Source organism: Vibrio aerogenes (assembly GCF_024346755.1).
Taxonomy (GTDB): domain Bacteria; phylum Pseudomonadota; class Gammaproteobacteria; order Enterobacterales; family Vibrionaceae; genus Vibrio; species Vibrio aerogenes.
The window spans coordinates 1,284,604-1,308,665 of the sequence record NZ_AP024861.1 but is presented as its reverse complement, the minus strand read 5'-3'; the positions used below and the strand labels follow the sequence as shown (position 1 = coordinate 1,308,665).

The 24,062-nt window shown below is 48.6% G+C and carries 19 protein-coding genes and 1 pseudogene; 11 read left to right on the top strand and 9 right to left on the bottom strand.

Going from position 1 to position 24,062, the window contains the following annotated elements; translation table 11 throughout:
• Positions 1-4: 4 nt before the first annotated feature.
• Positions 5-769 (bottom strand): flagellar motor protein PomA, encoded by a 765-nt coding sequence (gene pomA / locus OCV29_RS05910; protein ID WP_073603871.1) that lies wholly within the window; start codon positions 767-769, stop codon positions 5-7.
• Between the two features lie 389 nt (positions 770-1,158).
• On the opposite strand from pomA, the gene xseB reads away from it, so the two are divergent.
• The 4 genes and pseudogenes from xseB to OCV29_RS05890 form a co-directional block, all read left to right on the top strand.
• Entirely contained in the window at positions 1,159-1,413 is a 255-nt protein-coding gene (xseB, locus tag OCV29_RS05905) for an exodeoxyribonuclease VII small subunit (RefSeq protein WP_073603872.1), read from the top strand.
• A gap of 34 nt (positions 1,414-1,447) precedes the next feature.
• Positions 1,448-2,332, top strand: coding sequence for a (2E,6E)-farnesyl diphosphate synthase (ispA, locus tag OCV29_RS05900; protein WP_073603914.1), 885 nt, complete (start codon positions 1,448-1,450; stop codon positions 2,330-2,332).
• Between the two features lie 21 nt (positions 2,333-2,353).
• Entirely contained in the window at positions 2,354-4,219 is a 1,866-nt protein-coding gene (dxs, locus tag OCV29_RS05895) for a 1-deoxy-D-xylulose-5-phosphate synthase (RefSeq protein WP_073603873.1), read from the top strand.
• An 88-nt stretch (positions 4,220-4,307) separates the two neighbouring features.
• Positions 4,308-4,433 (top strand): annotated as a pseudogene (locus tag OCV29_RS05890) (IS256 family transposase); the annotation flags it as partial.
• A 73-nt stretch (positions 4,434-4,506) separates the two neighbouring features.
• Here OCV29_RS05890 and OCV29_RS05885 read toward each other — a convergent pair.
• The 6 genes from OCV29_RS05885 to OCV29_RS05860 all read right to left on the bottom strand — a co-directional run bounded on the left by OCV29_RS05885 (position 4,507) and on the right by OCV29_RS05860 (position 15,185).
• Positions 4,507-4,887 carry a hypothetical protein gene (locus tag OCV29_RS05885; RefSeq protein WP_073603874.1) on the bottom strand — a complete coding sequence of 127 codons (381 nt, stop codon included), beginning with the start codon at positions 4,885-4,887 and terminating at the stop codon, positions 4,507-4,509.
• Positions 4,888-4,898: 11 nt separating this feature from the next.
• Positions 4,899-10,241: an RHS repeat-associated core domain-containing protein gene (locus tag OCV29_RS05880; protein ID WP_073603875.1), complete on the bottom strand. Its 5,343-nt coding sequence runs from the start codon at positions 10,239-10,241 to the stop codon at positions 4,899-4,901.
• Positions 10,241-11,575: a hypothetical protein gene (locus OCV29_RS05875; RefSeq protein ID WP_073603876.1), complete on the bottom strand. Its 1,335-nt coding sequence runs from the start codon at positions 11,573-11,575 to the stop codon at positions 10,241-10,243. Before OCV29_RS05875 ends, OCV29_RS05880 begins: the two co-directional genes overlap by 1 nt.
• An 11-nt stretch (positions 11,576-11,586) precedes the next feature.
• On the bottom strand, positions 11,587-13,653 hold the full coding sequence (gene tssI / locus OCV29_RS05870) for a type VI secretion system tip protein TssI/VgrG (RefSeq protein ID WP_073603877.1): 2,067 nt from the start codon (positions 13,651-13,653) through the stop codon (positions 11,587-11,589).
• 454 nt (positions 13,654-14,107) lie between these two features.
• Positions 14,108-14,872 carry a tRNA pseudouridine(65) synthase TruC gene (gene truC / locus OCV29_RS05865; RefSeq protein ID WP_073603878.1) on the bottom strand — a complete coding sequence of 255 codons (765 nt, stop codon included), beginning with the start codon at positions 14,870-14,872 and terminating at the stop codon, positions 14,108-14,110.
• Positions 14,865-15,185, bottom strand: coding sequence for a YqcC family protein (locus tag OCV29_RS05860; protein ID WP_073603915.1), 321 nt, complete (start codon positions 15,183-15,185; stop codon positions 14,865-14,867). The genes truC and OCV29_RS05860 overlap by 8 nt, the downstream gene beginning before the upstream one ends.
• 83 nt (positions 15,186-15,268) lie before the next feature.
• Between OCV29_RS05860 and OCV29_RS05855 the strand changes: the two genes are divergently transcribed.
• From OCV29_RS05855 to proS, 5 genes are all read left to right on the top strand, one after another.
• Complete coding sequence (locus tag OCV29_RS05855; RefSeq protein WP_073603879.1) at positions 15,269-16,309, top strand: DUF3549 family protein; 1,041 nt, start codon at positions 15,269-15,271, stop codon at positions 16,307-16,309.
• Positions 16,310-16,605: 296 nt separating this feature from the next.
• Positions 16,606-16,899 carry a hypothetical protein gene (locus OCV29_RS05850; RefSeq protein WP_073603880.1) on the top strand — a complete coding sequence of 98 codons (294 nt, stop codon included), beginning with the start codon at positions 16,606-16,608 and terminating at the stop codon, positions 16,897-16,899.
• Positions 16,896-17,366: a YaiI/YqxD family protein gene (locus tag OCV29_RS05845; RefSeq protein WP_073603881.1), complete on the top strand. Its 471-nt coding sequence runs from the start codon at positions 16,896-16,898 to the stop codon at positions 17,364-17,366. The genes OCV29_RS05850 and OCV29_RS05845 overlap by 4 nt, the downstream gene beginning before the upstream one ends.
• Before the next feature lie 3 nt (positions 17,367-17,369).
• Entirely contained in the window at positions 17,370-18,089 is a 720-nt protein-coding gene (gene tsaA, locus OCV29_RS05840) for a tRNA (N6-threonylcarbamoyladenosine(37)-N6)-methyltransferase TrmO (protein ID WP_073603882.1), read from the top strand.
• A gap of 124 nt (positions 18,090-18,213) precedes the next feature.
• A complete protein-coding gene (gene proS, locus OCV29_RS05835; protein ID WP_073603883.1) occupies positions 18,214-19,935 on the top strand; it encodes a proline--tRNA ligase in 1,722 nt (573 codons plus the stop codon).
• Positions 19,936-20,039: 104 nt separating this feature from the next.
• Here the strand turns inward: proS and OCV29_RS05830 are convergent, their stop codons facing one another.
• Entirely contained in the window at positions 20,040-20,978 is a 939-nt protein-coding gene (locus OCV29_RS05830) for a nuclear transport factor 2 family protein (RefSeq protein WP_073603884.1), read from the bottom strand.
• A gap of 185 nt (positions 20,979-21,163) precedes the next feature.
• Here OCV29_RS05830 and OCV29_RS05825 point away from each other — a divergent pair, with 185 nt between their 5' ends.
• Positions 21,164-21,370 (top strand): YaeP family protein, encoded by a 207-nt coding sequence (locus OCV29_RS05825; protein ID WP_073603885.1) that lies wholly within the window; start codon positions 21,164-21,166, stop codon positions 21,368-21,370.
• Positions 21,370-21,561, top strand: coding sequence for a DUF4250 domain-containing protein (locus OCV29_RS05820; protein ID WP_073603886.1), 192 nt, complete (start codon positions 21,370-21,372; stop codon positions 21,559-21,561). Before OCV29_RS05825 ends, OCV29_RS05820 begins: the two co-directional genes overlap by 1 nt.
• Positions 21,562-21,677: 116 nt before the next feature.
• Here OCV29_RS05820 and OCV29_RS05815 read toward each other — a convergent pair whose 3' ends face one another.
• Positions 21,678-23,789, bottom strand: coding sequence for a glycosyl hydrolase family 28 protein (locus OCV29_RS05815; protein ID WP_139281581.1), 2,112 nt, complete (start codon positions 23,787-23,789; stop codon positions 21,678-21,680).
• Positions 23,790-24,062: the final 273 nt, after the last annotated feature.

Here is a 24,062-nt window from a genome sequence, read left to right as displayed (position 1 = left end):
GGAATTATTCATTGTCGACATCAATCATCCGCTTACCTTCACCCAGGTAATTTTTCAGATAACTGTCAATAACCCGGGGATTTTGCCCATCCTGAATTGCCAGCACACCATCCATGATCAAACGCCGGTTCAGCGTCTCCTGTCCACGGCGCAAAGAGAGCTTATCCGCAATCGGGAAAAACACCATATTCGCCAGAACAGCACCATACAAAGTCGTCAACAAAGCCACCGCCATTGCCGGACCAATTGATTTCGGGTCATCCATGTTGGACAACATCGCAACCAACCCCACCAGCGTTCCGATCATCCCCATCGCCGGGGAAACATCAGCAAAAGCCTTAAATACACTGGCGCCTGCTTCATGCCGTTCTTCTGTCAGAATGATATCTTTTTGCAATGCAGCACGAACCACATCGGCATCGTGACCATCAACCAGTAAATCAATGCCTTTTTGCATGAAACTGTTAGTAATTTCCATCTCTTCCAAAGCAAGGAAACCACCTTTACGTGCTGCATCAGCCATTTCAACAATTCTGGCAATCAACTCTTCAGGCTCATCCACTTTAAACATGAACGCCTTCACCGCAATTTTAGCGGCACCAAAAAACTGCCCCAGCGTAAACTTCATCATCACGACGCAAAACGAGCCGCCGATAACAATCAAAACGGAGGTGACATCGACAAACATCATCAGTCCGCCACCCAAAATCATCGCCATGACGACAAAACCCAAGCCGCCAACCAGGCCAATCAGTGTTGCTAAATCCACGAAGCACTCCTCATGCTACCATTCACTTTTTGAGAGTTCTCTGACTCACATATCGGCAATCTCATCAAATCTTTAATAAAATTATTGAAGAACCTGCATCAGTTTATACTGAAACGACTGTTAAAAATACAACTGAAAAAATATCTCATGTCCCCCCGGACAACCTGCAGAGACGATGTTCAGGTTGCTTGATTATAAATTTGTTTCTTAGAGCGTAGCAGGGGTAAACAAGGATTTCATGAATGAATCCGACAGAATGGATATGAAATATCAAACATCAGCAGTCAGAAATTTTTGTCCTGACAGATTTAATTTCACACGGGTTCTGTTTGACCATACAGGTCCCCTGAGGTAACGTTCCACCCATCGCGACAAAGACCGGAAAGAACATGGCGAATAAGAAACCTGAAAATATGTCCTATGAAGCTACCATTGAAGAGCTGCAAACACTTGTCAGTCAGCTTGAAAACGGCGATCTGCCACTGGAAGATGCTTTAAAAACATTTGAAAGAGGCATTACGCTGACCCGTGCAGGACAAGCTAAATTAAGTGAAGCAGAACAGCGCGTAAAAATCTTACTCAGTGATAGTGATACTGCGCCGTTAGATGATTTTTCCGGTACAGGCGACAACGCCGACAGCTAGATCGGTGATAACCAGATCGGTGACAAACAGATTTATGATAGACACCTTAAATACATACCAGAAAAGAAGTAATCAACAATTAAATCAGTGGCTTGAACATTTACCACATCAAAGTCAGCCGCTGATTCAGGCGATGCATTACGGGTTATTACTTGGCGGAAAGCGAGCCCGGCCTTTTCTCGTCTATGCGACAGGTGAAATGTTGGGCTGTACGCTTGAGCAGTTGGACACACCCGCTGCTGCAATCGAGTGTATTCATGCTTACTCCCTGATTCACGACGATTTACCGGCAATGGATAATGACAGTCTGCGGCGTGGTCACCCAACCTGTCATGTCAAATTTGATGAAGCCACTGCGATATTAACCGGAGATGCATTGCAAACACTCGCTTTTTCGATTATGTCGGAAGGTGATTTGTCACCGATCGCAGAACCGAACCGCGTTCGTATGATTCAGATACTGGCTCAGGCGTCCGGCGCGTCCGGTATGTGTATCGGTCAGGCACTGGACCTCAGTGCTGAAAATAAAACTGTCAGTCTGGATGAACTCGAAACGATTCACCGGCATAAAACCGGCGCTCTGATTAGTTGTGCGGTCCGGCTTGGTGCATTGGCAGCAGGCCCGGCAGGCAATGATATCCTGCCGATGCTGAATCAGTATGCCAGTGCGGTTGGTCTGGCATTTCAGGTGCAGGATGACATTCTCGATATCATTGGCGACACACAAACTCTTGGAAAACCACAAGGCTCTGATGATAAACTTAACAAAAGTACCTACCCGGCGCTGCTGGGACTGGCAGGTGCTCAACAAAAGGCCTTTGCATTACTTGACGAGGCGCTTCAGGCGTTGACAGAAATACCTTACAACACTGATTTACTTGAAAAATTCGCCCGATATGTCATCGAGCGCAAAAATTAATTACACGATAAGCGCGTCACTATGACTCTTGATATTTCAAAATATCCGACACTGGCATTAGCAAATACCCCGGATGAGCTACGTTCGCTCCCGAAAGATATGTTACCCAAGCTGTGTGAGGAACTCAGAACTTATCTGCTCAATTCAGTCAGCCAGTCGAGCGGACATCTGGCTTCGGGGTTGGGAACTGTCGAACTGACCATCGCCCTGCACTATGTTTATCATACGCCATTTGATCAGTTGATCTGGGATGTCGGCCATCAGGCCTATCCGCATAAAATTCTGACCGGACGACGGGATCAGATGTCGACAATCCGGCAAAAAGACGGCCTTCACCCTTTTCCCTGGCGGGAAGAAAGTGAATATGACACCTTGTCTGTCGGGCACTCTTCGACGTCCATCAGTGCTGGTTTAGGCATGGCCATCAGTGCACAGCGGGAAAATAAATCCAGAAAAGTGGTCAGTGTGATTGGTGATGGCGCCATCACAGCTGGCATGGCTTTCGAAGCCATGAACCACGCGGGTGATCTGCATCCGGATATGCTGGTGATTCTCAATGATAACGAGATGTCGATTTCTGAAAATGTCGGTGCCCTGAATAACCATTTAGCCCAGTTACTCTCCGGCCATTTTTACGCTTCAATTCGCGAAAGTGGCAAAAAAGTATTGTCCGGTATTCCGCCAATTCAGCGACTGGCGAAAAAAACCGAAGAACACTTAAAAGGGATGGTGGTGCCAGGTACTTTATTTGAAGAACTTGGTTTCAATTACATCGGCCCGGTGGATGGCCATGATGTGGTTGAACTGACCAAAACCCTGAAGAATATGCGGGAGCTCAAAGGCCCACAATTCCTGCACATCATGACCAAAAAGGGCAAAGGTTACGAACCAGCGGAAAAAGACCCGATTGGTTATCATGGCGTGCCAAAATTCAACCCGGATGAGACCACCCTGCCGAAAGCCAGTTCGCCAGAGCCAACGTTTTCAAAAATCTTCGGGGATTTCCTGTGTGATATGGCCGCAGAAGACCCGAAACTGATGGCAATCACCCCGGCCATGCGCGAAGGCTCGGGTATGGTGCGTTTTTCTAAAGAATACCCAGAGCAATACTTCGACGTCGCCATTGCAGAGCAACACGCCGTCACACTGGCAACCGGCATGGCGATTGGTGGCCAGCATCCGATCGTTGCCATTTACTCGACATTTTTGCAGCGCGGTTATGATCAACTGATTCACGATGTGGCGATTATGAATCTGCCGGTGATGTTTGCCATTGACCGGGCGGGCCTGGTCGGCGCTGACGGGCAAACCCATCAGGGCGCATTTGATCTGAGCTTTATGCGCTGTGTTCCGAACATGATGATTATGGCACCCAGCGATGAAAATGAGTGTCGGCAAATGTTGTATACCGGTCATCAGTATCAGGGACCTTGTGCGGTTCGTTATCCACGGGGGAAAGGTTGCGGCGCAGATGTTCAGGCTGAGTTTACTGCACTGGAAATCGGCCGGGGGCGGCAGGTTCGCACCGGCGAAAAAGTTGCAATTCTCAGCTTCGGTACGCTGTTGCCCAACGTGCTTAAAGCAGCAGAAGCACTTCATGCAACGGTTGCCGATATGCGGTTCGTCAAACCACTCGATGAAGATTTGATTCGCGAACTGGCCACAACACATGATGTCCTGGTCACTGTTGAAGAAAACGTGATTGCCGGTGGTGCCGGTGCCGGTGTGGTTGAGTTTCTGATGCAGGAAAAATGTATCCTGCCGGTCCTCAACCTCGGCCTGCCGGATCAGTTTGTCGCGCAGGGCACACAGGAAGAACTGCACACCGAACTAGGGCTCGATGCTGCGGGAATTGAGCGTTCAATTCAGGATTATCTGGAGAAATAAACGGATTTATTATTTCTCATCCTTTAAGAATTCAGAGACTTCGAACTGATCATTATCGGGGTCTCTGAAATATGTAACCCTCCCCGAAAAACTGCTGTATGCCGGAATGTTGAATGCCAGCGAAAAATGGACACATCCAGTGCAAAACCCGGATTCATCCCTGTCGCAATTGAGCATCCATTTTCCAGCCCGGCTGAATAAGCATCTGGATTAGTGAAAATGAGCGTGACACAGAATGATGAACAGTCTCGAGATCAGCAGTCCGATTCTCCCGACACTCATTCCCGCTAATCAGAATATCTGAAACTATCTATGTCATCCAAAACAAATCTTGGTTCAAAATAGTCAGAGTCATTGCCAACCCAACCACCGTAGTTTTTAAGTATTATCTTCAGTATGTCCTTCACACAATCAATTGAAAAACTATGATGACTTATACAGATGCACGATTTCACACCTGTAGCTTCTATAACATCGCAATCTTCAGGATCGCCAAATTCAGTTGTAACATTAAGAGATACAATTTGTATCATTTCTTCTTTATTAATCTTAATCTGAAGAGCATCCTGATCCTCATTTAGCAATATGTCATTATAATAATCTTGTAAATTTTGTTTAATACTCAATAACTCAATTGGTTGTTTAGAAAAATAAAATACATCTTTCATCAGCATTCCTTCTATGGTGCAATTAAATCTAAAACATCCGACATACTACCGCTACCCAAACCACCAACTTTTTCTATACTCTCAACAGCATGTGGTGAAATTCCTTTTTTGCTAAACGCAAGTCCTATGACAACTTTACCACTAGGATTTACTGCGGAATCAAGTCTATCTTTCGTCTGTCTTGTAAGCCCCTTTCCTTTACCAGCTTTAATCTCAACTATAGCGTTATCTGTTTCAAAATCTATTTCTAACTCACGGCCGTCGGAATGAGTGCGATAATGACCGGACTGATACGCTCGATCAGGATAACGCTTCTTAAATTCTTCAATAAATTCTTGAACTTCGGGTTCTAAAGCTCCTTTAACACCACTGCATGTATTACTACTCAACCCCAGCGGGTCCCCCCAGTTCACCGGGTCCCGTGGGTAATCATACAGATTCAATCCACCCAACAAACCAATCGGGTCTCTGTTCAGATAACAACCGTCCTGTGGATGATAATATCGGAACCGGTTGTAGTGCAACCCGGACTCTTCATCGGCATACTGACCGGGCAGACGAATTGGGTTGGAGATCTTATTTTCCTTCAGCTTCACCAGAGTACCGTACGGGCTGGTGAGTGCCTGCCAGACAATATTGCCCCGTTTATCCAGCAACTCCTGCGGTGTCCCCAGATGGTCGTTGAGATAATAATAGACACTGAACTGTGGCGGCGGAAGAATATCATCCTCAGGGATATCCTCTGCTGCGGGTGGACGGAGCTGCATCAGGGGTTCAAAGCTGTTGGGTCGGTGGATATACACCACATCCGGTTGCTTAAATGAAACCGGCGGAAGTTCTTCACCCTGTAACAGATTGACTTGTGTCTGCTGCTCAGCCAGCAATACATCGCCGTCCCACAAGAAACTGGTTCGGGTTTGCCGGACGGGCTGATTCTTGTGATACTCAGTGACGAATTTCGCACAGCGCCGTCCCAGCGCATCATAGGTGAAATTCATCACCAACGTAGTGTGCGTCGCGACGGTTTTCTGCAACACGGTCAGTTGATTTTGCGTATTGTAAAAATAGTGGGTCTGCGACGTGCCGTTACCATAGGATTCGAGAATCCGGTTGCCGTATTCATCATATTTACAGCGACGCTCTCCGTTACGGCGGAGCTGATTATGACGGACATGCGACAACTCCGCACCATCGGTTTTGCCGCTGTTGAAATGTAATGTATAAACCGGTTGACGGCCCTTTTCTGCCCCAGTCAGATCATCATGTAGCAAGTTACCCGCCGCATCAAACCGGTAGTTCTGATGCTGTCCGCCGGTGATCGTTTTCTGCAACCGCCCCCGGTTGTCATACGTAAAGGTTTGCAATCCACCGAACTGGCGCTGGATCTGCGCCACCCGCCCCGCTTTATCGTAAGCATAACCACGCCGGGTAATCGCCTGTGGCTGATGCGCCACTTCGCCCCGCTGTTCAATCAAACGACCATAAGGATCGTATGACTGCAACAGTGTCATCGCCCCAAGGTTTTGTTTTACTTCAAACCCTTTCGCATCATATTCATAGCGGGACAGCACTTTTTCATCAACACTGATATGGCTGAGTTTATGTCCTGCACCAATGTGATAAGTCAGGTTCTGACCATTTGGCAGCGTCAGGCGGTGATGGGTTGGCTGAGTGTCATACGCTATCCGCTGACCATCCTGAATCTGGGCTGTAAGCTGATGCTGGTCGTTATACTCAAACTGAGTGGTATGCTGGCTATTACTGGCTTCTGTCAATCTTCCCTGTTTATCGTAACTGAACTGACTGCTGTCGCCGTCCTGATAGAGTATTTTTTCCAGCCGGCCCAGCGGGTCACGGATGTGCTGCTGCCAGCCCAGTTCACCTTCCTGACGCCGGGTCAGAAAATCATTCGGCGCATACTGATAACTGACGGTACTGCCATCGAACGCCCTTTCCTGAATCAGCCGCTCTTTCTCATCATAATCCAGCTCGTAACGCTCGCGGTTTTCATTCACCAGCGCCGTCAGGTTCAGCTCACTGTCGTATTCATAACGCAGTTCATGGCCATCGGCATGAGTGCGAAGGCAGAGAAATGGTAACCCCTGATAATCGAGTTGCGTTACTGCACCACTGGCATCCTGATACCCCGTCACCTGCCCTTCGGCATTATAGGTAAACAGCTCTGCAGCCATGCTCTGGTGCCGGCGCTCAGTCAGATTGCCACAGGCATCATATTCCAGCTGCGTTTCACCAAAACAAACACTGCTGACTTTTGTCACCAGTCCATTGAGGTTATATTCATAATGAGTGGGCTGGTTATCGCTGTCATATTCAGTGTGCAGTAAGCCATGTTCGTTATAGACATAATGCAATAACTGCACATCCGCCATTTTATTCACTGCTGACTGCAATTGCCCGGTTGGATGGTATGCCAGTTCAATCCATTCACTGTCACTTTTTCGGCAGATGAGGTCTCCCTTGTCGTTATAACTGAAAAAGGTGACATGCTCTCCCTGCCGGATTTCATTGACCCGCCCATCAATCAACGCATCATCTCCCGGCTCCGGATAGATATATTCTGTCTTATTGCCTTTGGCATCCGTTTCAGCCATCAAACGGTTCGCAATATCATATTCAGATTCGTTGCGATAACCCATTGCATCAGTGGTGCAGACCAGATTATGGTAATCATCAAAGGTATAGCTGACGCTGTGACCCAGCGGATCCACTTCCTGACTCACCACCGGCAGAGTCGGGTGCCAATGATAAACAATGTTAGTTTCCCGGCCATCAGTCACCGTGGTAATACGCTGCGCATCATCGTAGTGTAACTCGCGCACATAAAAGGGTTCCGGGTAAGATTCACTTCGTCCCCATGTGGCGGTCGCGCGGGCTTTCACGCCCTTACTGACATCATCCCAGCGGAAATGATACGAAGTACCAACCCGGTTAGTTTCTTTGACCAGCAGGTGATTCTGATACTGATAACTGAACGGCTGATGTTTCGCGTCCAGGACCTGAACCAAGTCCAGATCCTGATATACATAACTGACCAGTGGATGTGAGTTGCGGCCATCATCCAGACCAATCCCGGTAATCCGGCCATATTGATCGGTGGAAACATTCAGCCGCCGGCCAGCACTGTCGAAGATCGCGTACAGATGTCCCTGATGCTCGTCGTAACAAAAGCGAATCTGATTGTCGTGACTATCCCGAATACAGGATAGAGGATAACGGCGACCCGTTACTTTTTCGTGAGGATATGCTTTTTCGTGAGGAAACGCTTCGTGGCGGAATGAACCATGACCAAAGTGATATTGCGTGCCGTCATAATCCTGAAGGTAATGCATCCCTTGCTTATCAACACATAAATGCATCCGGATATCCGGCATCAGGCTGGGTTGACCGGGTTTTGGCCGCAGCGTGCCGCTGGCCCGGCCATCCGGCATCTGCACAAACAGGTAGTCGGAGTCATCTTTATCCAGTAATGCATAATCATAACTGTGGTGCCAACCGTAACCCAACTGCCCCTGATAGCTGCTGTCAGAGTAATAGCAGCGTTGCCAGACCAATGGCAACGGGCCAGGCAGTGAAATATCCGTTTGCTGTTCCGTTGTCACATAACCGGCAATCACATCAATGGGGTGACCCGTCAGGGTGCAAATCGCGTTGTGTACGCCTTCGCGGAAATTGTCACATTTCTTCAGCAGTTTTTGATCGAAGACTTTATCTGCGGCGTTATGACATTTTTTACTGATGCGTTTCCAGACCCCGCTGTCTGTCTGCCATTTTTTAATCGCTGAGCCCAGTTTTTCTCCTGCGCCACTGGCTTTTTTGGCGACTTTTTTACCAATCGCCCCGGCACCTTTCATCACCCCTTTCATCGCCAGTGCCGTCATAGAGATCGTCGGTGCGCCACCCACAATCACCGGCGCAGGTTGGGGTAATGGTAATTGCATACTGGTTGGCAGCACCATCGCGAGCGTTTTCTTGGGTTTATCTCCCCGTCCCGGTGTCGGAATGCCAACCATACTGCAATCCAATCCCGGCAACGCCTTGTAGCTGAACGGTTCACCTTCGGTCAGCACCGAAGAAGAACCCATAAAAATTTCCCCTTCATTAAAGGTTCCTGGGTTGTGCCACGGGGCATGCGGCATGTTCTTCATTTCACTTGATGCCATACCCTTGTGAAACTGATTCACATAAACAGAGCCCCCCAGCATCCCGGCAACTTTGCCAAGGCCATCCATTCCAACCGCAGTACACACTTGCGCCGCCTCCGCCATATACTCCGCGGTATCAAACACCATGGCAATATAAGGTGCCGGAATTGGTGTCGGTTGCGGGCAGTCGAGCAGATGAACATCCACGCCTATCACCGGGTCAAAGTGTTTGACACTGGGGCTGCCCGCCGAAGCCAGCCCGAGCGCACCGGTCACTTTCCCCAATGCAGAGCCAGCGTTTTCCAGTCCCTGCATTGCACCACCAAGCGCCGCAAGCGCCTGATTGGCCAACGGGCTGCCGGTCTCTGCTTCTCCCGATTTAATCTGATTGATCATCTGACCACGGTTCTCCGGCACAGCCGAAGCTTCAGTCAATGGTATGCTTTCCGGGGCTGATACCGGGGCTGTGGTCTCTTCAACCGTCGTTGCACTGCTTGTCTGTGTCGCCGTACTCCCCGTTGTATTTTGCGACTGAGCCTGATGTTGCGTCTGAGCCGTCTTTTCTGTTTGAGCAGACTCATCAGCCACAGATGTCGTTTTCGACGAAACAGATGTCGTATCAGATGCAGAAGCCGCTTCCTTTTGCCTTATTTCAGCAGATGAAGCTTCGGCAGATGGAGTGTCAGACGACGACTCACCTGCCGGTGAACCAGATTCAGCCGTCGTTTGATTTTGTGATTCTGCGGCAGAGACAGTTTGATTGTCTTCCGTCACCGCAGACGACGCAGCTTCAGCAACATCAGCCCCTGACGCTTCAGGGGCCGCCAGTTTCGGGTCATCTTCATCAATTGCCAGCACATCCGGTGCCAGAAGTTGTTGCGCCAGTTGTACCGGCGTTTGTGCCTCAGCCGCCAAATCTGCAGCCACTTTTGCGTTAAATTGCTGTACCTGCGGCGCTAATACACTCCGGGAAAGATAACGCTGCAAAGGTTCTGAGACGATCTGCTCTCCCGCTTTTTTCAGACTGGCACTGACAAAAGCCTGAGCAAATGCCTGATGATAGACAGGATTAAATAACGCTTCATGTACCGGTTGGCTCTTGTTTTGTAACTGCTGCTTCAGCTGTTCATTTAAAAATTGCTTTGCCTGCGACTCAAGTTGTTCCGGCGTGAGGTGATTGAGGGTTTCCATCAGGCGATACTCCCTTCTTGTTGTGGTGGCAGGTCCGGCATCTCAACGGCATCGGTCAGTTGTTGCCATGGCTCTCCCAGCAGGTCTGCCATATGTGCTTCAAATACAGTCTGTTCCGCTTTTTCCTGCCATGGGCAGAGATGCAGCATGTTCTTGCCGAAATAGGCAAGTGTTCCGTTCTGCCACAATGCTTCCGGTGTCTGATAAACCGCAACCAGTGCGTCACCACCGGATGCCCAGGCCTTGTCAAAATGTTCCAGCCGGGTCAGACAAAGTACCCGCATCCGCAGGTTTTCATACGTCATCATCCAGTTTTCCTGATGCTGAAATAAACATGCAGCGGCCTGATAACTGTCGGCGGCCAAATCATAACGACGCCCGAGAAACTCAGCCGTTGCCAGATTGGTATAAGCCATCGCTTCCAGCTGATTCCGGGCCGGAAGTTCTTCTGTGGTCACGGTTTGGGCCACGGCTAATGCCTGTCGGGTCAGATGTTGTGCCTGCTGATAATCTTTCAGGCTGACAGACGTGGCATACATCGCCGTCAGGGCAACCACCTGTGCTTCTTTGAGTTGCTGTTGCTGCGCAATTTGTAATGCGGACTGTGCCGCATTCAGTGCTTTTTCCGGTGCCTGCTCAGACTGGTACTGAAAGGTTTGGGTCAGATAACGGCGGTAATCCACCAGCTCATCCTGATGTTCCAGCTCATCTAACACACCCAGCATCATGTCGAAGCTTTGCCCCTGAAAGCTGTAAAGGACAATCTGAGTTTCGGGTAGCTGCAACGCTTGTTGCACCGGCTCAAACGGGGTGAGGTTCTCAATCACACCGAAACGGATTTTATTGTCTGTCATCCCGCTTATCTGAGTGATGAACGAGCGCCATTCTTGTGTATTCATCACTGTCGGCGGTATCAGAAATAACACCAGTTTATCGAAGTAATCCCCATACAGGCGAACCATTTCCTGCGTCAGCCTTTCCAGACGCTGGACACCGGTTTCAGACTCATCTGCAATAAACTCAGGCTGCCAGTCCGGTAAATCAGCTTCAGGGTCCTTGATGGGTAACAGCGGCTTGAGGCGATCATAAGCCTGGCATAAAGCAACCACCGCCTGATCAGCAAATTGGTGTGCAGTGGTAAACGGTGCATCTGCCAAGACAATCACATCAGCCGACTCGATTTTGTATTCCGCCCGCATCGATAAAAAGTGATACGCCACCTTAAAATCGTTATCCGTCGCATGGAGCAATAAAATTCGCGCACCAGGGTGCATTGTGAATTCAGTCAGTGCCCGATCCAGCTCACTGATTTTTTGTTGTACTAACTGAGACATCCGGCACCTCTCTAATTCAGTTTGATTTTGGTGCCGTTCTGATAAATCCCGGTGCTGTCCAGTTTGATTGACGATGCGCCGGTTTGCAGCGTGATACAGTCGGGCGTCATTTCAACACTACTATTCCCGCATTGCAGCGTAATGCTTGTATCCGAGGTATGAATCACAGCGCCGGTGGTTTGATGAGTCAATGTACCGCTGACGATTTGCATTTGATCTTTTGTCACAGAAACCGTCTGATTTTTCTGGAAAGTCTCGGTCTGATTTTCTTTCACGGTAATCGTCTGTTCTTTACTGACGGTAACATCTTGTTTGCCATCCACCGTCCAGACCTGATTTCTTTTTACATAATGCGTTTCATCCTGCCCGACATTGACCTGACGATCCTGCCCGACCTGATGCGTCTGATTGACTTTAATCGTGGATGATTCGTTATTGCCGACATTCTTGGTCCGGTCATTGCCAATCGTCAGCTGATGATCATGACCAATCTGATGCGTTTCATCGTGATCAACTTCCTGATTTTTATCATGCAAGACTTTGATTTTCTGGTCTTTCTGTGCATGCAGGTAAACCAGTTCCTGATTGGCCTGATCTTCAAAACTGAATTCGTTGAACCCCTCTCCCTGATGACTATCACTCCGCCACACGGTTTTGGTTTTGGCTTCCGGCAAGGTATAAGGCGGCGTATTCGATGCGTGATAAGTTCTCCCGGTGACAATCGGCTGATCCGGATCCCCGTTGAGGAATGAGACAATCACCTCATGACCAATGCGCGGAATAGCCATCATGCCGTATTGTCCGCCGGCCCAGCCTTGAGACACCCGCACCCAGCAGGAGCTTTTATCATCCATATTGCTTTCCCTATCCCACGGGAAATGCAGTTTCACCCGGCCATGTTCATCGCAGTAAATTTCTTCACCGGCCGGCCCAACCACTTTCGCCATACAGGGGCCATCCACCTGAGGCTTTGGCTGCGGCCTGGCCCGCCAGACCAAATCACCGGGAATCAGTTTGAACTGATTACTGTATGTCGTCGCACCACTGCTGCCCTCCTCTTCCAGTGCCTGCGGCTGACTACCCTGATGAGTCACAGCAACCGTCAGCCACAGACGGTTCATCACCTCATCAAGATGCTCTTTCACCTCAAACCGGCAGCCAGACTGAATTCGGCTTTCATCACTGGTGCCAGTCACCGTATTCGCTTCCCGCCTTAAAAATTCCAGCCGAATCTGCGTAAATGCTTTGCCGTTGGTATCATCTTTGTAGCGTCCGGGATAATCAAAGTGCTCATAAGTTTGCAGCTGGTAGTCCATCTCTTTGCCATCCAGCTGCTGAACAAAACTGTAATCTGGTTTTTTAAAACTGTAATCCTGATGAACGATGGCACTGACTTCTGTTTGCCGGCACGCATTCATCCCGGAAATATACGGTATTTCACCGGCACCACCAGAGACCACATTGTATGGCACGCTCAACCCTGGCTTGACAAAACCTTCCGGGTTATCGGTGATCACCAGCGTGTGTTTGGTGTCTTCATGCACAAAGAAATACATCAGTCCTTCTTCGGCGGCCAGACGATGGAAAAAAGCGGCATCCGTCTCCCGGTATTGCACACAGAACTCCCGCTGCGCTAATGTGCGCCGGACAGAAAAGGCATAATCCGTAATCCCCATTTCGTCGAGCAGTGTGGTCAAAATCACCTGTGCATCTTGCTGCTGGAAAATCCGGCTGTTATGACGCAATGAAAGACGTTCAAGTGAAGGGACAAGTGTGACGGTATAAAACGTATGGTTAAACCCGGTATCACCTTTGGTCAGATTACGGATAATCCCGTGCACCTGACTCACAACCTGCCCATTGCGGATAACTTCCAACAGCGCCTTACTGTCAACGATTTGCTCTGCGGATAACCCGCTGTTTCTGCTTGCCAGTGCGATTTGATACCGGTAGCCAAAAACGGTTTGACCGTTTTCATCCATCCCATCAGAGATAAATTCATTCCCCTGAAATTCGCGCACGACCAGCGTTTCATCATTCACCCCATCAATAGCCAGCCGAAAGTTCAACGTTCTCATGTTCTGTACCTGCTTTATTATTTTTTAACAGAAAAATCCGGAAAACATCTGAATTCAGACAGAGATTCTGTGAAAGAAAACCAAGCGATATCCTCTCTGGAAATCACGATGCCAATCCTGCATTCAGGCAAAAAAGACATGTCACCCAAGACCTTCTTCCCACCATCAGAATATCTACCAAACAGATAAATCTATAAAATCCCAAGGCATTATTCATGCCACGAATGCATATACATTAATATCAACCCATTGAACTGACAGGACTATAAATACAGGCAAGATCTTGCTCAGGCGCGAGCAAGAAGTTGCCCGCTGAGCAAGATCTTGCCCGGCAAACTTGTGGCACAGATCTCTTTGTTAATGAATGAGTTACAGGCGGGCAGAGAGCATATTCATTTCAGAAACATGCTCCGGGGTAAGACGGTATTCAGAAATAAAAATATCAGTTGTACAATTAAGAACAGCGTTTCTTTTCTGAGGAGGCTGAATCATCAGAATTCAGCACGGTATCCCAGCCAAATGTCTGCATCAAACGCAGCCAGACATCATCTAACGGCGCATGGATACATAAATCTTCCCCCGTTAAAGGATGAACAAACTGAAGTGACGAAGCATGCAGCAGCAGCCGGTGACAATCGTAGTGCTCCCTGAACAAACGATTATGACGGCCATCACCATGCGTGGTATCACCAATCATCGGATGACTCAAATGATGCATATGACGACGGAGCTGATGTTTGCGCCCGGTTTTAGGTTTCATTTCCAGCAGGCAGTAACGGCTGGTTGGGAAACGCCCGGTGGAATACGGCACTTCCACTTTTGCCACAGGACGATAAGCCGTCACGGCTGGCTGAGCCTCTTTATCTTTACTGGCAAATTTATCTGCAATTTTGTCCTGTTCTTCTTTGAGCGGGTAATCCAGCACGTCCGGTTGTTCTATCCAGCCCCGCACAATGGCATGGTAAGTTTTTTCAATCTCATGTCCGGCAAACAGCGGCGCTGCTTTCGCGGCGACTTCACTGGATAAACCAAACAACAATACGCCGGATGTCGGGCGATCCAGCCGGTGCAGCGGAAAAACATGCTGACCAATCTGATCGCGCAGGGTCTGCATCACAAACAGCGTTTCATGCTTATCCAGCCACGAGCGGTGCACCAGCATCCCGGCGGGTTTATTCACAGCGACCAGATAATCATCCTGATACAGAATCTCAAGCATGGTTGCACTCCTGTTCAATCCGTTGGATCAGGTTAATCAACGCCTGCCGCTGTGGTTCTTCCTGCCATGCCTGAGAAAAATAAGGCGACATCTCAAACCCTTGCGGCAAGGCTATACCATCGCTCATGCGCCGTTGCATCTCTGGCAGAAAAATCCACTGCAACCACTCATGCGGCGCTAATGTATCAAGCGCAAATGGCTGCGTACTTGATAATGCCTGCGCAGAAGGGACCTGAGACTGCCACAGCGCTTGTTGTTTGAGCAGCGCTTCCAGCTCAACAAGTAATGATACGATCGAAGATTGCATGTGCATAAAACAATATTCTCTGTCCGGACTTGAAAACGGCGCACAGGATACCATTTATTGAGGAGCATTCGTCAATATTCAACGCAATCATGGACACAATACAGACCCTGACTGATTTACTGAAACAGAGCCAGTGTGAATTTCAAATCACTGAACTTGGCCGCCGTATCCAGCCCATTCCTCAATCTGAATTCGAACAAATCGAACGCGGACAACGCCCCTGGCCTTACCCGCTGCAACGCCAGGCCAGATTTGCCATCACTTACTGGAATGAACTGAAACAACCGTGGATCTGGTTTCTGAACTTCGAACTCGATGAACGTGGACTGATGAAACCAGCCGATGTGGGTCAGTTCATCCGCTATATTCTTGAAGCAATGGGGACCCGGCTCAATCAGTCGCTGACTGAGGCGCAACAGGAAAAACTGGCGAACAACCCATACACTTTTAAGCCACCGGAAGACAAAATGGCACTCTTCCACAGTCAGGTTCGGGCAATGCTGGATCTGCCAGCCAGCCAGTACTACGAACATGCCCAGAGCTATTTCAAGGGTGAACAGGAATGGGATCAATGGCAAAGCGTGGGACTTCAGGGAATCACCGATATCTGTGCCCGGTTGGGCAAAGAGCAAAATGCGGTGCATCTGATCAAATCACTGAATCATTTACCGGCACAACCCCGTTACGCCTTACTGGGCGCACTGGAACATACGCCGCTGCAATCCCGGTTAGCTGACCGTCTGCTGGCACAGGCAGAAGAAGAAGCCCGTCAACCGGAGCCAGACATATTCCTGCTTTCTGCTTATATCCGTGCTTTGGCCGGTTCTCCGGAGAATCAGCTGTCCGGAATCATTCACACTGTACTGGCTAAAGCTGATCTATGTCACCGGGAAATATTGATTGCAATCGCAGGGCGCTGTTGGTCAGTATTAGCCGGTGAAAAGCTGGCAGAACAGTTTTTGATCCGTCTGGCGCAGACAGGTGAACAGTCACTGTTTAATCAGCTGTTTGCTGATTTAGTCATGCTGCCTGAGCTGCGGATTATTCTGCTGCCACTGCTTCATTCCACGGCTTCTGCTGAGCTGGAAGCTGCAATCACAGCTCTGCAGCACAGCACCAAAAACAGTTAAAACTCCTGTCAGGGCTATTGTTTGCCAGCTTCAGCGCATACAATAGCCATTCTGCCCGGAATGGAGAATGACAGAAATATCTGATCAGAAAAGATCTCAACGGGGATGAATAATACCATTAATCACACTAATTCACTGATTATCTGGATGTGTCTGGTGGAGCAAACATACAAGGGCATGGATGCCCTTGTTTAAGCGCCCAGGGAGGGCTTGAGCGGTTTGCTGAACCAGATATGTCCAGATCAGAAAATTACCCGGACTGGTACCAGATTATACAATTAATGGAATTGGTATAAATGCAAACGAAAGATATCTCACAAGAACTGACAGCTGTGATTGAAGCGCTGATCAAAGAAGGTAAAGAGCCAACGGTTGCGCTGGTCAAAAGCCGGTTGACAACCAAAGTACCGATTCCGGCCATTATTGCCACAATCAAAAGCTGGAAATCAACCCAGCGGGTTCCCAAAGTTCAGGTCAAAACCCTGTCAGATAAAGAACGAATTGAGCAACTGGAAAAACAGGTTGCTGAACTGGCCCACCGTTTAGCCATATTAGAAACCAAAGCAACCACGCAGGAGACAGACGATTGAATATCTGGATTGATGCCGATGCCTGTCCGAAAGTCATTCGTGAAGTGATTGTCCGGGCCGCAGAACGAACCGGTTTAACCTTTACCTTTGTGGCAAACCATGTCATTCCCCTGCCCCGGCGGAATAATCTGCACTTTATGCAGGTACAGGCAGGATTTGATATTGCGGATAATGAAATCGTCCGTCGGGTTGAGGCCGGTGATCTGGTGATTACATCAGATATTCCGCTGGCCAGTGAAGTACTGGAAAAACAGGCGATGGCACTGAGCCCCCGTGGTGAGCTGTTTACTCAGGACAATATCAGGTCCCGGCTCAATATCCGCGATTTTATGGAAACCATGCGTGCCAGCGGCGTACAAACCGGTGGACCGGCAGCGTTATCTCAGACTGACCGCCGCGAATTTGCCAGCCATTTTGACCGGATTCTGGCACGTCACGCTGCCCGTCAACCAACCAACCGGGACTGAAATATGAGTGGCTCGCCTGAAATCATCGGCCGTATTCACAGTCCGTATAAAGAAAAATTTGCCGTTCCCAGACAACCGAAACTGGTGCCCTCTGCGACAGCCCGGATCGAACTGCTGGGAGAAGCAAACTGCCCGGAGGCTGTCCGCGGTCTGGCACAGTTCAGCCACCTGTGGGTACTGTTTTTGTTCGACCAGAATCAGTCTGCCGGATGGAAACCAACGGTTCGTCCCCCCCGCCTCGGCGGCAACGAAAGAATCGGTGTGTTTGCTTCCCGGTCAACGTTCCGCCCGAACAGTATCGGCATGTCAGCGGTTGAATTCAAAGGCATCACACAACAAGGACAGCAGATCTTCATCGAGCTGGGGAATGTCGATATCGTGCATGGCACGCCCGTGATTGATATCAAACCTTACCTGCCGTACTCAGATGCGATACCATCCGCTGCTGGCGGCTACGCAAACGAAGCACCACAGCTGTCAGAAGTCTGTTTTTCTGAACCGGCCCGCCGCTGTCTTTCCTCACATCCTGACGGGCAACATCTGCGGTCTGTCATTCAGGAAGTGCTGGCGCAAGACCCGCGCCCGGCCTACAAAAAAGGCAAAACAGATGAGAAAGAATATGCGGTTCATCTGTTTGAAATGAACGTCCGGTTTACCGTGCAGCAGAATGTCATCACCGTCACATCCATAACGCCGGTGACCCCATCACAAAATCATCCCTGAACTATTTCACCACAGAGTACTTTTGACAAAGCACAATGGCTGCTATTATTGACGGCTTATTTGAACGTTTATCCCGTTATCTCAACGGGTAAACCATGTCTAACCTGATGAACGGATACCATAAATGCGTACCAGTAAATACCTTCTTTCAACGCTGAAGGAGACGCCAAACGACGCAGAAATCGTTAGTCACCAGCTCATGTTACGGGCCGGTATGATTCGTAAACTGGCTTCAGGGCTGTATACCTGGCTGCCAACCGGCCTGCGTGTGTTGCAAAAAGTCGAAAATATTGTCCGGGAAGAAATGAACAATGCCGGCGCAGTTGAAACACTGATGCCCGTGGTTCAACCCTCTGAACTGTGGCACGAAACCGGTCGCTGGGACAAATTCGGCCCGGAACTGCTACGGATTGCTGACCGCCATGATCGACCGTTTGTACTGGGACCGACGCATGAAGAAGTTATCACAGACATGGTACGCAATGAGGTCAAATCCTATAAGCAGCTACCGCTGAACCTGTACCAGATTCAAACCAAATTCCGTGATGAAGTTCGTCCGCGTTTTGGTGTGATGCGTTCCCGTGAATTCATCATGAAAGATGCTTACTCTTTCCATATTGACCGGGAAAGCCTCGAAGCAACTTATCAGGACATGCATACTGCTTACTGTAATATTTTCTCCCGGATGGGGCTGGATTTCCGTCCGGTACTGGCTGACTCCGGAGCCATTGGTGGCAGTGGTTCTCAGGAGTTCCATGTACTGGCCGAAAGCGGCGAAGACCTGATCGCCTTCTCAACAGAATCCGATTACGCAGCCAATATCGAAAAAGCAGAAGCACTGGCGCCTGCGACAGACCGGGCTGCACCAACGCAGGAAATGACACTGGTTGATACACCGGATGCCAAAACCATTGCCGAACTGGTTGAACAGTTTGATCTGGCGATTGAGAAAACCGTGAAAACACTGTTTGTCAAAGCTTCTGATGAATCTGAATCTCCGCTGATTGCTTTAATTATCCGTGGTGATCATGAACTCAACGAAGTGAAAGCAGAAAATCTGCCTCAAGTCGCTGCGCCGCTGGAATTTGCCGGTGAAGAAGAAATTCGTGCACTGATTGGCGCAGGTCCGGGCTCTTTAGGACCCGTCAACCTCAAAGTGCCGTTCATTGTTGACCGTAGCGTTGCTGTCATGAGTGACTTCGGTGCCGGTGCCAATATTGATGGTAAGCATTACTTCGGGATCAACTGGGGCCGGGATGTTGCGCTGGGTCAGACTGAAGATCTGCGTAATGTGACTGAAGGTGATCCAAGCCCATGTGGAAAAGGCACGCTGCTGCTCAAACGCGGTATTGAAGTTGGCCATATCTTCCAGCTGGGCAAAAATTATTCTGAATCCATGAAAGCCACGGTACTTGGGCCGGACGGTAAAAGCGTTGTGATGGAAATGGGCTGTTATGGTATTGGTTGTACCCGTGTGGTTGCCGCAGCCATTGAACAGAACAACGACAAGTACGGTATTATCTGGCCCGATGCGATTGCACCATTTGAAGTGGCCATCGTACCAATGAACATGCACAAATCTGAACGGGTTCAGCAGGCTGCTGAAAAGCTTTACAGCGAACTGAAAGCACTGGGTGTTGATGTATTGTTTGATGATCGTAAAGAACGTCCGGGCGTGATGTTCTCTGATATGGAGCTGATTGGTGTTCCTCATACGATTATCATTGGTGATCGCAGCATGGACGAAGGCAACTTCGAATATAAAAACCGCCGTAGCGGAGAAAAATCACCTGTGGCTATCGACGATGTTGTTGCGTTTATTCAACAGCAACTGAGTCAGGCATAACCGGTATTTCTGTTTGCAGCTCAATGCTCAGGGGATGGTAATCACCATCCCCTTTTTTGTATGCGTTCGGCTTTCAGCGTGAATTCGCTATACTGCTCACGGAATCAGGGCCTGTTCGCTACCGGCAACACCGGCAGTCTGGCTGTATTCCAATATTCGGTCACCTTCCCTTCAGAGAGACGAAACATTTCAAACCAGGTTGTGGTGTAAGGGTTATCTTTCCCGTCTTCATAAGTGGCTTTTGTCGCCATCACCACCAAATTGCCTTCCGCAATCATGTTGACGAATGGTCTGAATGTTGTCTCCGACACAGCAGTATGATGCAACGGTACCGGCGTGTGGCGGATGCAGTTTTTCGCAAAGTATGCCGGATTATTCCCGTGACCCCACTGTGCAAAGATCCGCTGCTTATTGGCAGCCAGCTGCCGGTCTTCACTCTCTAAAACTTTTTCAGGTTCCAAATTTTCTTTCACCGGAGTATAAGCTGCCGGCATCATCCCCATAGGCAATTTTCCATGGTCCCAATGCTCAACAATCCGGTTATTTTTTATCCGGTATAAATCAAACCAGGTGGTCGTATATGGGTGTGGATATAGCTGCCGGTCTGCCTGCACCAATGCAACTAAATCTTTTTCAGCAACAATGGCAATCAGCTCTGCTTTCACTCTGGGTAATACGGGCCGGGGCTGGCCTAAAGCCGAAAAAAAAGACAGTGTGGCTCTGCGCCCTGTGTCAATGACCGGATTATGCTGGATAAAATCCCGGTTCAGGTACTGTCTTGCCGTCCGGGCATCATGCGCATCCACCAGTGTCCGCCACATGTCATACACCAGACGCTTATTCGCTGCCAGCTGCCTATCCTGACTGCTTAACGATACCTGATGAGACACCTGATAAGACACCTGATGGTTTTCAGAGGGATTGAGCGTGACCTTGTCAGACCGGTGTGATTCAGGCGAAACGGATGTACAGGCGAATAAAAAAAACAGGATGTAAGCACATACACAATCATAACCGATCTTTTTTATTCCTCTCGCTGCCATGATGATTCCTTTTATCCGGCTCAAGGTTGTTCTTTTATGCAACCAAAATAATAAAATATCATGTCCGGCGGAAATGTCATCCGCAAAATAATTTGTGCTTTCACAACTGTGCTGCGCTGAACTTTTGAGTTTACCTGTCCGGGCATGTACTATTGAGAGCAGTTATCATTTCAAAGGTATGAGCAATGAAAGTTTACGAATGTTGTGACCTGATTAAAGGGTTGTACGCACAAATTGGTAGTGGTGATCAGGCTTATGTTCCTCAGGCAATCAGCTGTGCTGTCCGCACGCTGAACGATATCGCTTCCGATGACGCACTGCCTGAAAGTGTGAAAGAAAAAGCCGCATTTGCTGCCGCTAACCTGCTCATCTCAGATCATGAGGATAAATAATGAACCTGACCAAATTCGCGACGATGGATCCGGTGCTGCTGTTCAGCCTGGTGAATACAAAGTTACGTGACGATTTTAATGGTGATCTTGACCAGCTGGCCGCTTTCTACGAAGTCGATAAAGAAGCACTCATCGCACGTCTTGCTTCTGCCGGATTTGATTTTTTACCTGAAGCAGGGCAATTCCGCTAACGCCTGCAGGGTCTGTTGACTCTGGTAATGTTGAACCTGGTGAATATGCATACGGATAATGTAAAAATAAAACAGAAAAGCTGTTGAATATTCAGCAGCTTTTCTGAACCTGTCAGTTACTCGACATCTTTATGGGTTGGCTTGACGTTTTTAAAATGAAGATTCTGAGAATGACTGATATTCCACAGATATTTATGCTTACTATCCCAGTCGGTCACGGTCACATCTTTAAATGTTGCATCCCTGAGATGATCAATTTGAGTCGCGACCACATGTTTCGCTTTGAGATTTGAAACTATCACGTCTTCATGAAAACTCCCGGGATAAGCCGCATCCTGCTTTGAACCATCGAATCCGTCCACCAGAATCAAAGGCGCACCACTTTTTGCAGACACATTATCCAGCGTATTATTGCTAATCCGGATATGTTTGAACTGCGCAGGCTGACGGGCGTCCTTAAATACATTATCCCCCATGGCATACTTCAGTGTCATGACGAACGGACTACCAATCTGACCATGATTTTTTATACTCACCCCATTCATTGTGTAGTGGTTGTGTGTGCCAATATCTTTCATGGCATTATCCCGGAAAACAATCCGGCGTGCGCCACCACCCGTCGCGGTGGTGCTTTTCATTCTCAGCCCATAATTGGTCAGGAACAGAACATTATCTTCAGCCAGCAAGTCCTGAATCCATGCACCGGTATGGCTGCCAATCGCAATCGCACCATGGCCTTCACGCAGATAGTTATTATATATCCAGATTTTCTCGACCGGTTTGGCGTCTGAATAACCTTCCTCATAATCAGCCCCCTGACCTGCGGCAAAGTTCACCACATCATCCCCGGTATTCATAAAGTTACTGAAGACGAACGCATTGGCACTATTGCCAAACTCAACCCCATCGGCATTGTTGATGTCATAGGTTTCAACGTGATTATAGGCGAATGTAATATCCTCGCTCTCCAGGAACATAATCGTGTGGTAAGCAGGATTCAGAATTTTCAGATCACCCACATAAACACGGGTGACTCCGCGGAGTGTTGCCAGACTAGAGCGGCGGTTTGCATATAAATCTTTACTGGTCTGGCCGTTAAAGCCACCATAAGATTTTTCCACCAGCTTGTAGAGATCTTTTCTGGTTTTCCAGCCAGAATCACGCTCATGCCATGCAGAAAGCATCTGGTTATCTGCCAGAATGCCGTAGGAAAAGACTTTCTTACGGCTGCCCTCCTGATAATAAGTCAACGTATTGCCTGCTTCATCAGCCGTTCCTTTCGCGGAATGCTGCCAGCCATTGCCGTCCAAAACACCACCACCGGTTATCCGGATATTTTCAAACTGATGTCTGCGGGCATCATATCCTTTCTGCTCATTCACAGAACCATTGCGGTGATCTTTGGTTAACGTATTGAGTAAAGAAGGCGGACGACGCGAATCCGTTGGGTTGGTCCGGTAGCTGTATAACTGATATCCCTGACTCAACGGATAATCTTCGGCACGGGCTGAACCTTTTAAGGTCGCCCCGTCCTGAATTTCCAGCGTCATATTACTTTTGAGGAAAAGTGCACCGGAAACAAAAACCGGATGACTGTTATTGGCGCCGGAAGCAGGAATCACCACTTTACAACCGTAAGCACTGGCAGAGCCCTGAGCGCAGTCATCAATGGCTTTCTGAATCGCTTGTGTATTGACAGTTGAACCATCACCCACCGCACCATAATCCATGACGTTAACGACCTTACCAAAAGCCGGGGCTGTCGTAAAACTCAGAGCTTTACTGAATGAAGATTCAGAACCATCCGCATAAACCGCACGAATACGGAACTGATAGCGCGTCTCCGGCGTCAGGTTTTCCACTTTAAAGTTCAGATAGACCGGTCGTTGATGAAACTTCTCTTTGTCTGCTTTGAAAAAGGCATTGATATACTCAACGGCAGGCGAATGATCCTGATTGTTCTGACTGGCTAAGCCAATCATCTTGCCATTCTTATATACTTTATAATCGACAATCTTTTCATAATCAGCCGGTTTGTGCCAGCTCAGCACAACATGCTGGTCATCATATGCCAGAACCGGCACCTGCGGCGTGATATCACCCATTGTTGTCCCATCAGGTGAAACACCAAAGTATGATTCAGCTGCTACGGAATAAGGGCTGACAGCCAAAAGAACCGAAGCAGCCAGCAGTCCGGGAAGAAATACAAACGCTTTTGTTTTATACATGGAAGAATAACCTTTGTTTCGGAGAGAAGAGATCTGCTCCCTCAACAACCAGAAGAAAAATGAAACTCAGGTATAAATCAGGTGTATGTTGCAGCGAACAGATATCAGATATTCAACTTGATTAACAAATAATCAATAAATTGCATATAAATATACCGGCTACAATTCTTTCTGTCAAAATTTTCAAAAAGACGTTTCAAAAAAAGAAGGGACACAAAAAATCCCCCACCTTCTGTGGCGGGGGATTTGCCGATGTCACAGAGATGAATCAAC

What these genes read in the sequence shown, in the direction of transcription:
- xseB (WP_073603872.1), top strand. Translation starts at nt 1,159, where the DNA reads ATGGCGAATAAGAAACCTGAAAATATGTCCTATGAAGCTACCATTGAA.
- ispA (WP_073603914.1), top strand. Translation starts at nt 1,448, where the DNA reads ATGATAGACACCTTAAATACATACCAGAAAAGAAGTAATCAACAATTA.
- dxs (WP_073603873.1), top strand. Translation starts at nt 2,354, where the DNA reads ATGACTCTTGATATTTCAAAATATCCGACACTGGCATTAGCAAATACC.
- OCV29_RS05885 (WP_073603874.1), bottom strand. Translation starts at nt 4,887, where the DNA reads ATGAAAGATGTATTTTATTTTTCTAAACAACCAATTGAGTTATTGAGT.
- OCV29_RS05880 (WP_073603875.1), bottom strand. Translation starts at nt 10,241, where the DNA reads ATGGAAACCCTCAATCACCTCACGCCGGAACAACTTGAGTCGCAGGCA.
- OCV29_RS05875 (WP_073603876.1), bottom strand. Translation starts at nt 11,575, where the DNA reads ATGTCTCAGTTAGTACAACAAAAAATCAGTGAGCTGGATCGGGCACTG.
- tssI (WP_073603877.1), bottom strand. Translation starts at nt 13,653, where the DNA reads ATGAGAACGTTGAACTTTCGGCTGGCTATTGATGGGGTGAATGATGAA.
- truC (WP_073603878.1), bottom strand. Translation starts at nt 14,872, where the DNA reads ATGCTTGAGATTCTGTATCAGGATGATTATCTGGTCGCTGTGAATAAA.
- OCV29_RS05860 (WP_073603915.1), bottom strand. Translation starts at nt 15,185, where the DNA reads ATGCACATGCAATCTTCGATCGTATCATTACTTGTTGAGCTGGAAGCG.
- OCV29_RS05855 (WP_073603879.1), top strand. Translation starts at nt 15,269, where the DNA reads ATGGACACAATACAGACCCTGACTGATTTACTGAAACAGAGCCAGTGT.
- OCV29_RS05850 (WP_073603880.1), top strand. Translation starts at nt 16,606, where the DNA reads ATGCAAACGAAAGATATCTCACAAGAACTGACAGCTGTGATTGAAGCG.
- tsaA (WP_073603882.1), top strand. Translation starts at nt 17,370, where the DNA reads ATGAGTGGCTCGCCTGAAATCATCGGCCGTATTCACAGTCCGTATAAA.
- proS (WP_073603883.1), top strand. Translation starts at nt 18,214, where the DNA reads ATGCGTACCAGTAAATACCTTCTTTCAACGCTGAAGGAGACGCCAAAC.
- OCV29_RS05830 (WP_073603884.1), bottom strand. Translation starts at nt 20,978, where the DNA reads ATGGCAGCGAGAGGAATAAAAAAGATCGGTTATGATTGTGTATGTGCT.
- OCV29_RS05825 (WP_073603885.1), top strand. Translation starts at nt 21,164, where the DNA reads ATGAAAGTTTACGAATGTTGTGACCTGATTAAAGGGTTGTACGCACAA.
- OCV29_RS05820 (WP_073603886.1), top strand. Translation starts at nt 21,370, where the DNA reads ATGAACCTGACCAAATTCGCGACGATGGATCCGGTGCTGCTGTTCAGC.
- OCV29_RS05815 (WP_139281581.1), bottom strand. Translation starts at nt 23,789, where the DNA reads ATGTATAAAACAAAAGCGTTTGTATTTCTTCCCGGACTGCTGGCTGCT.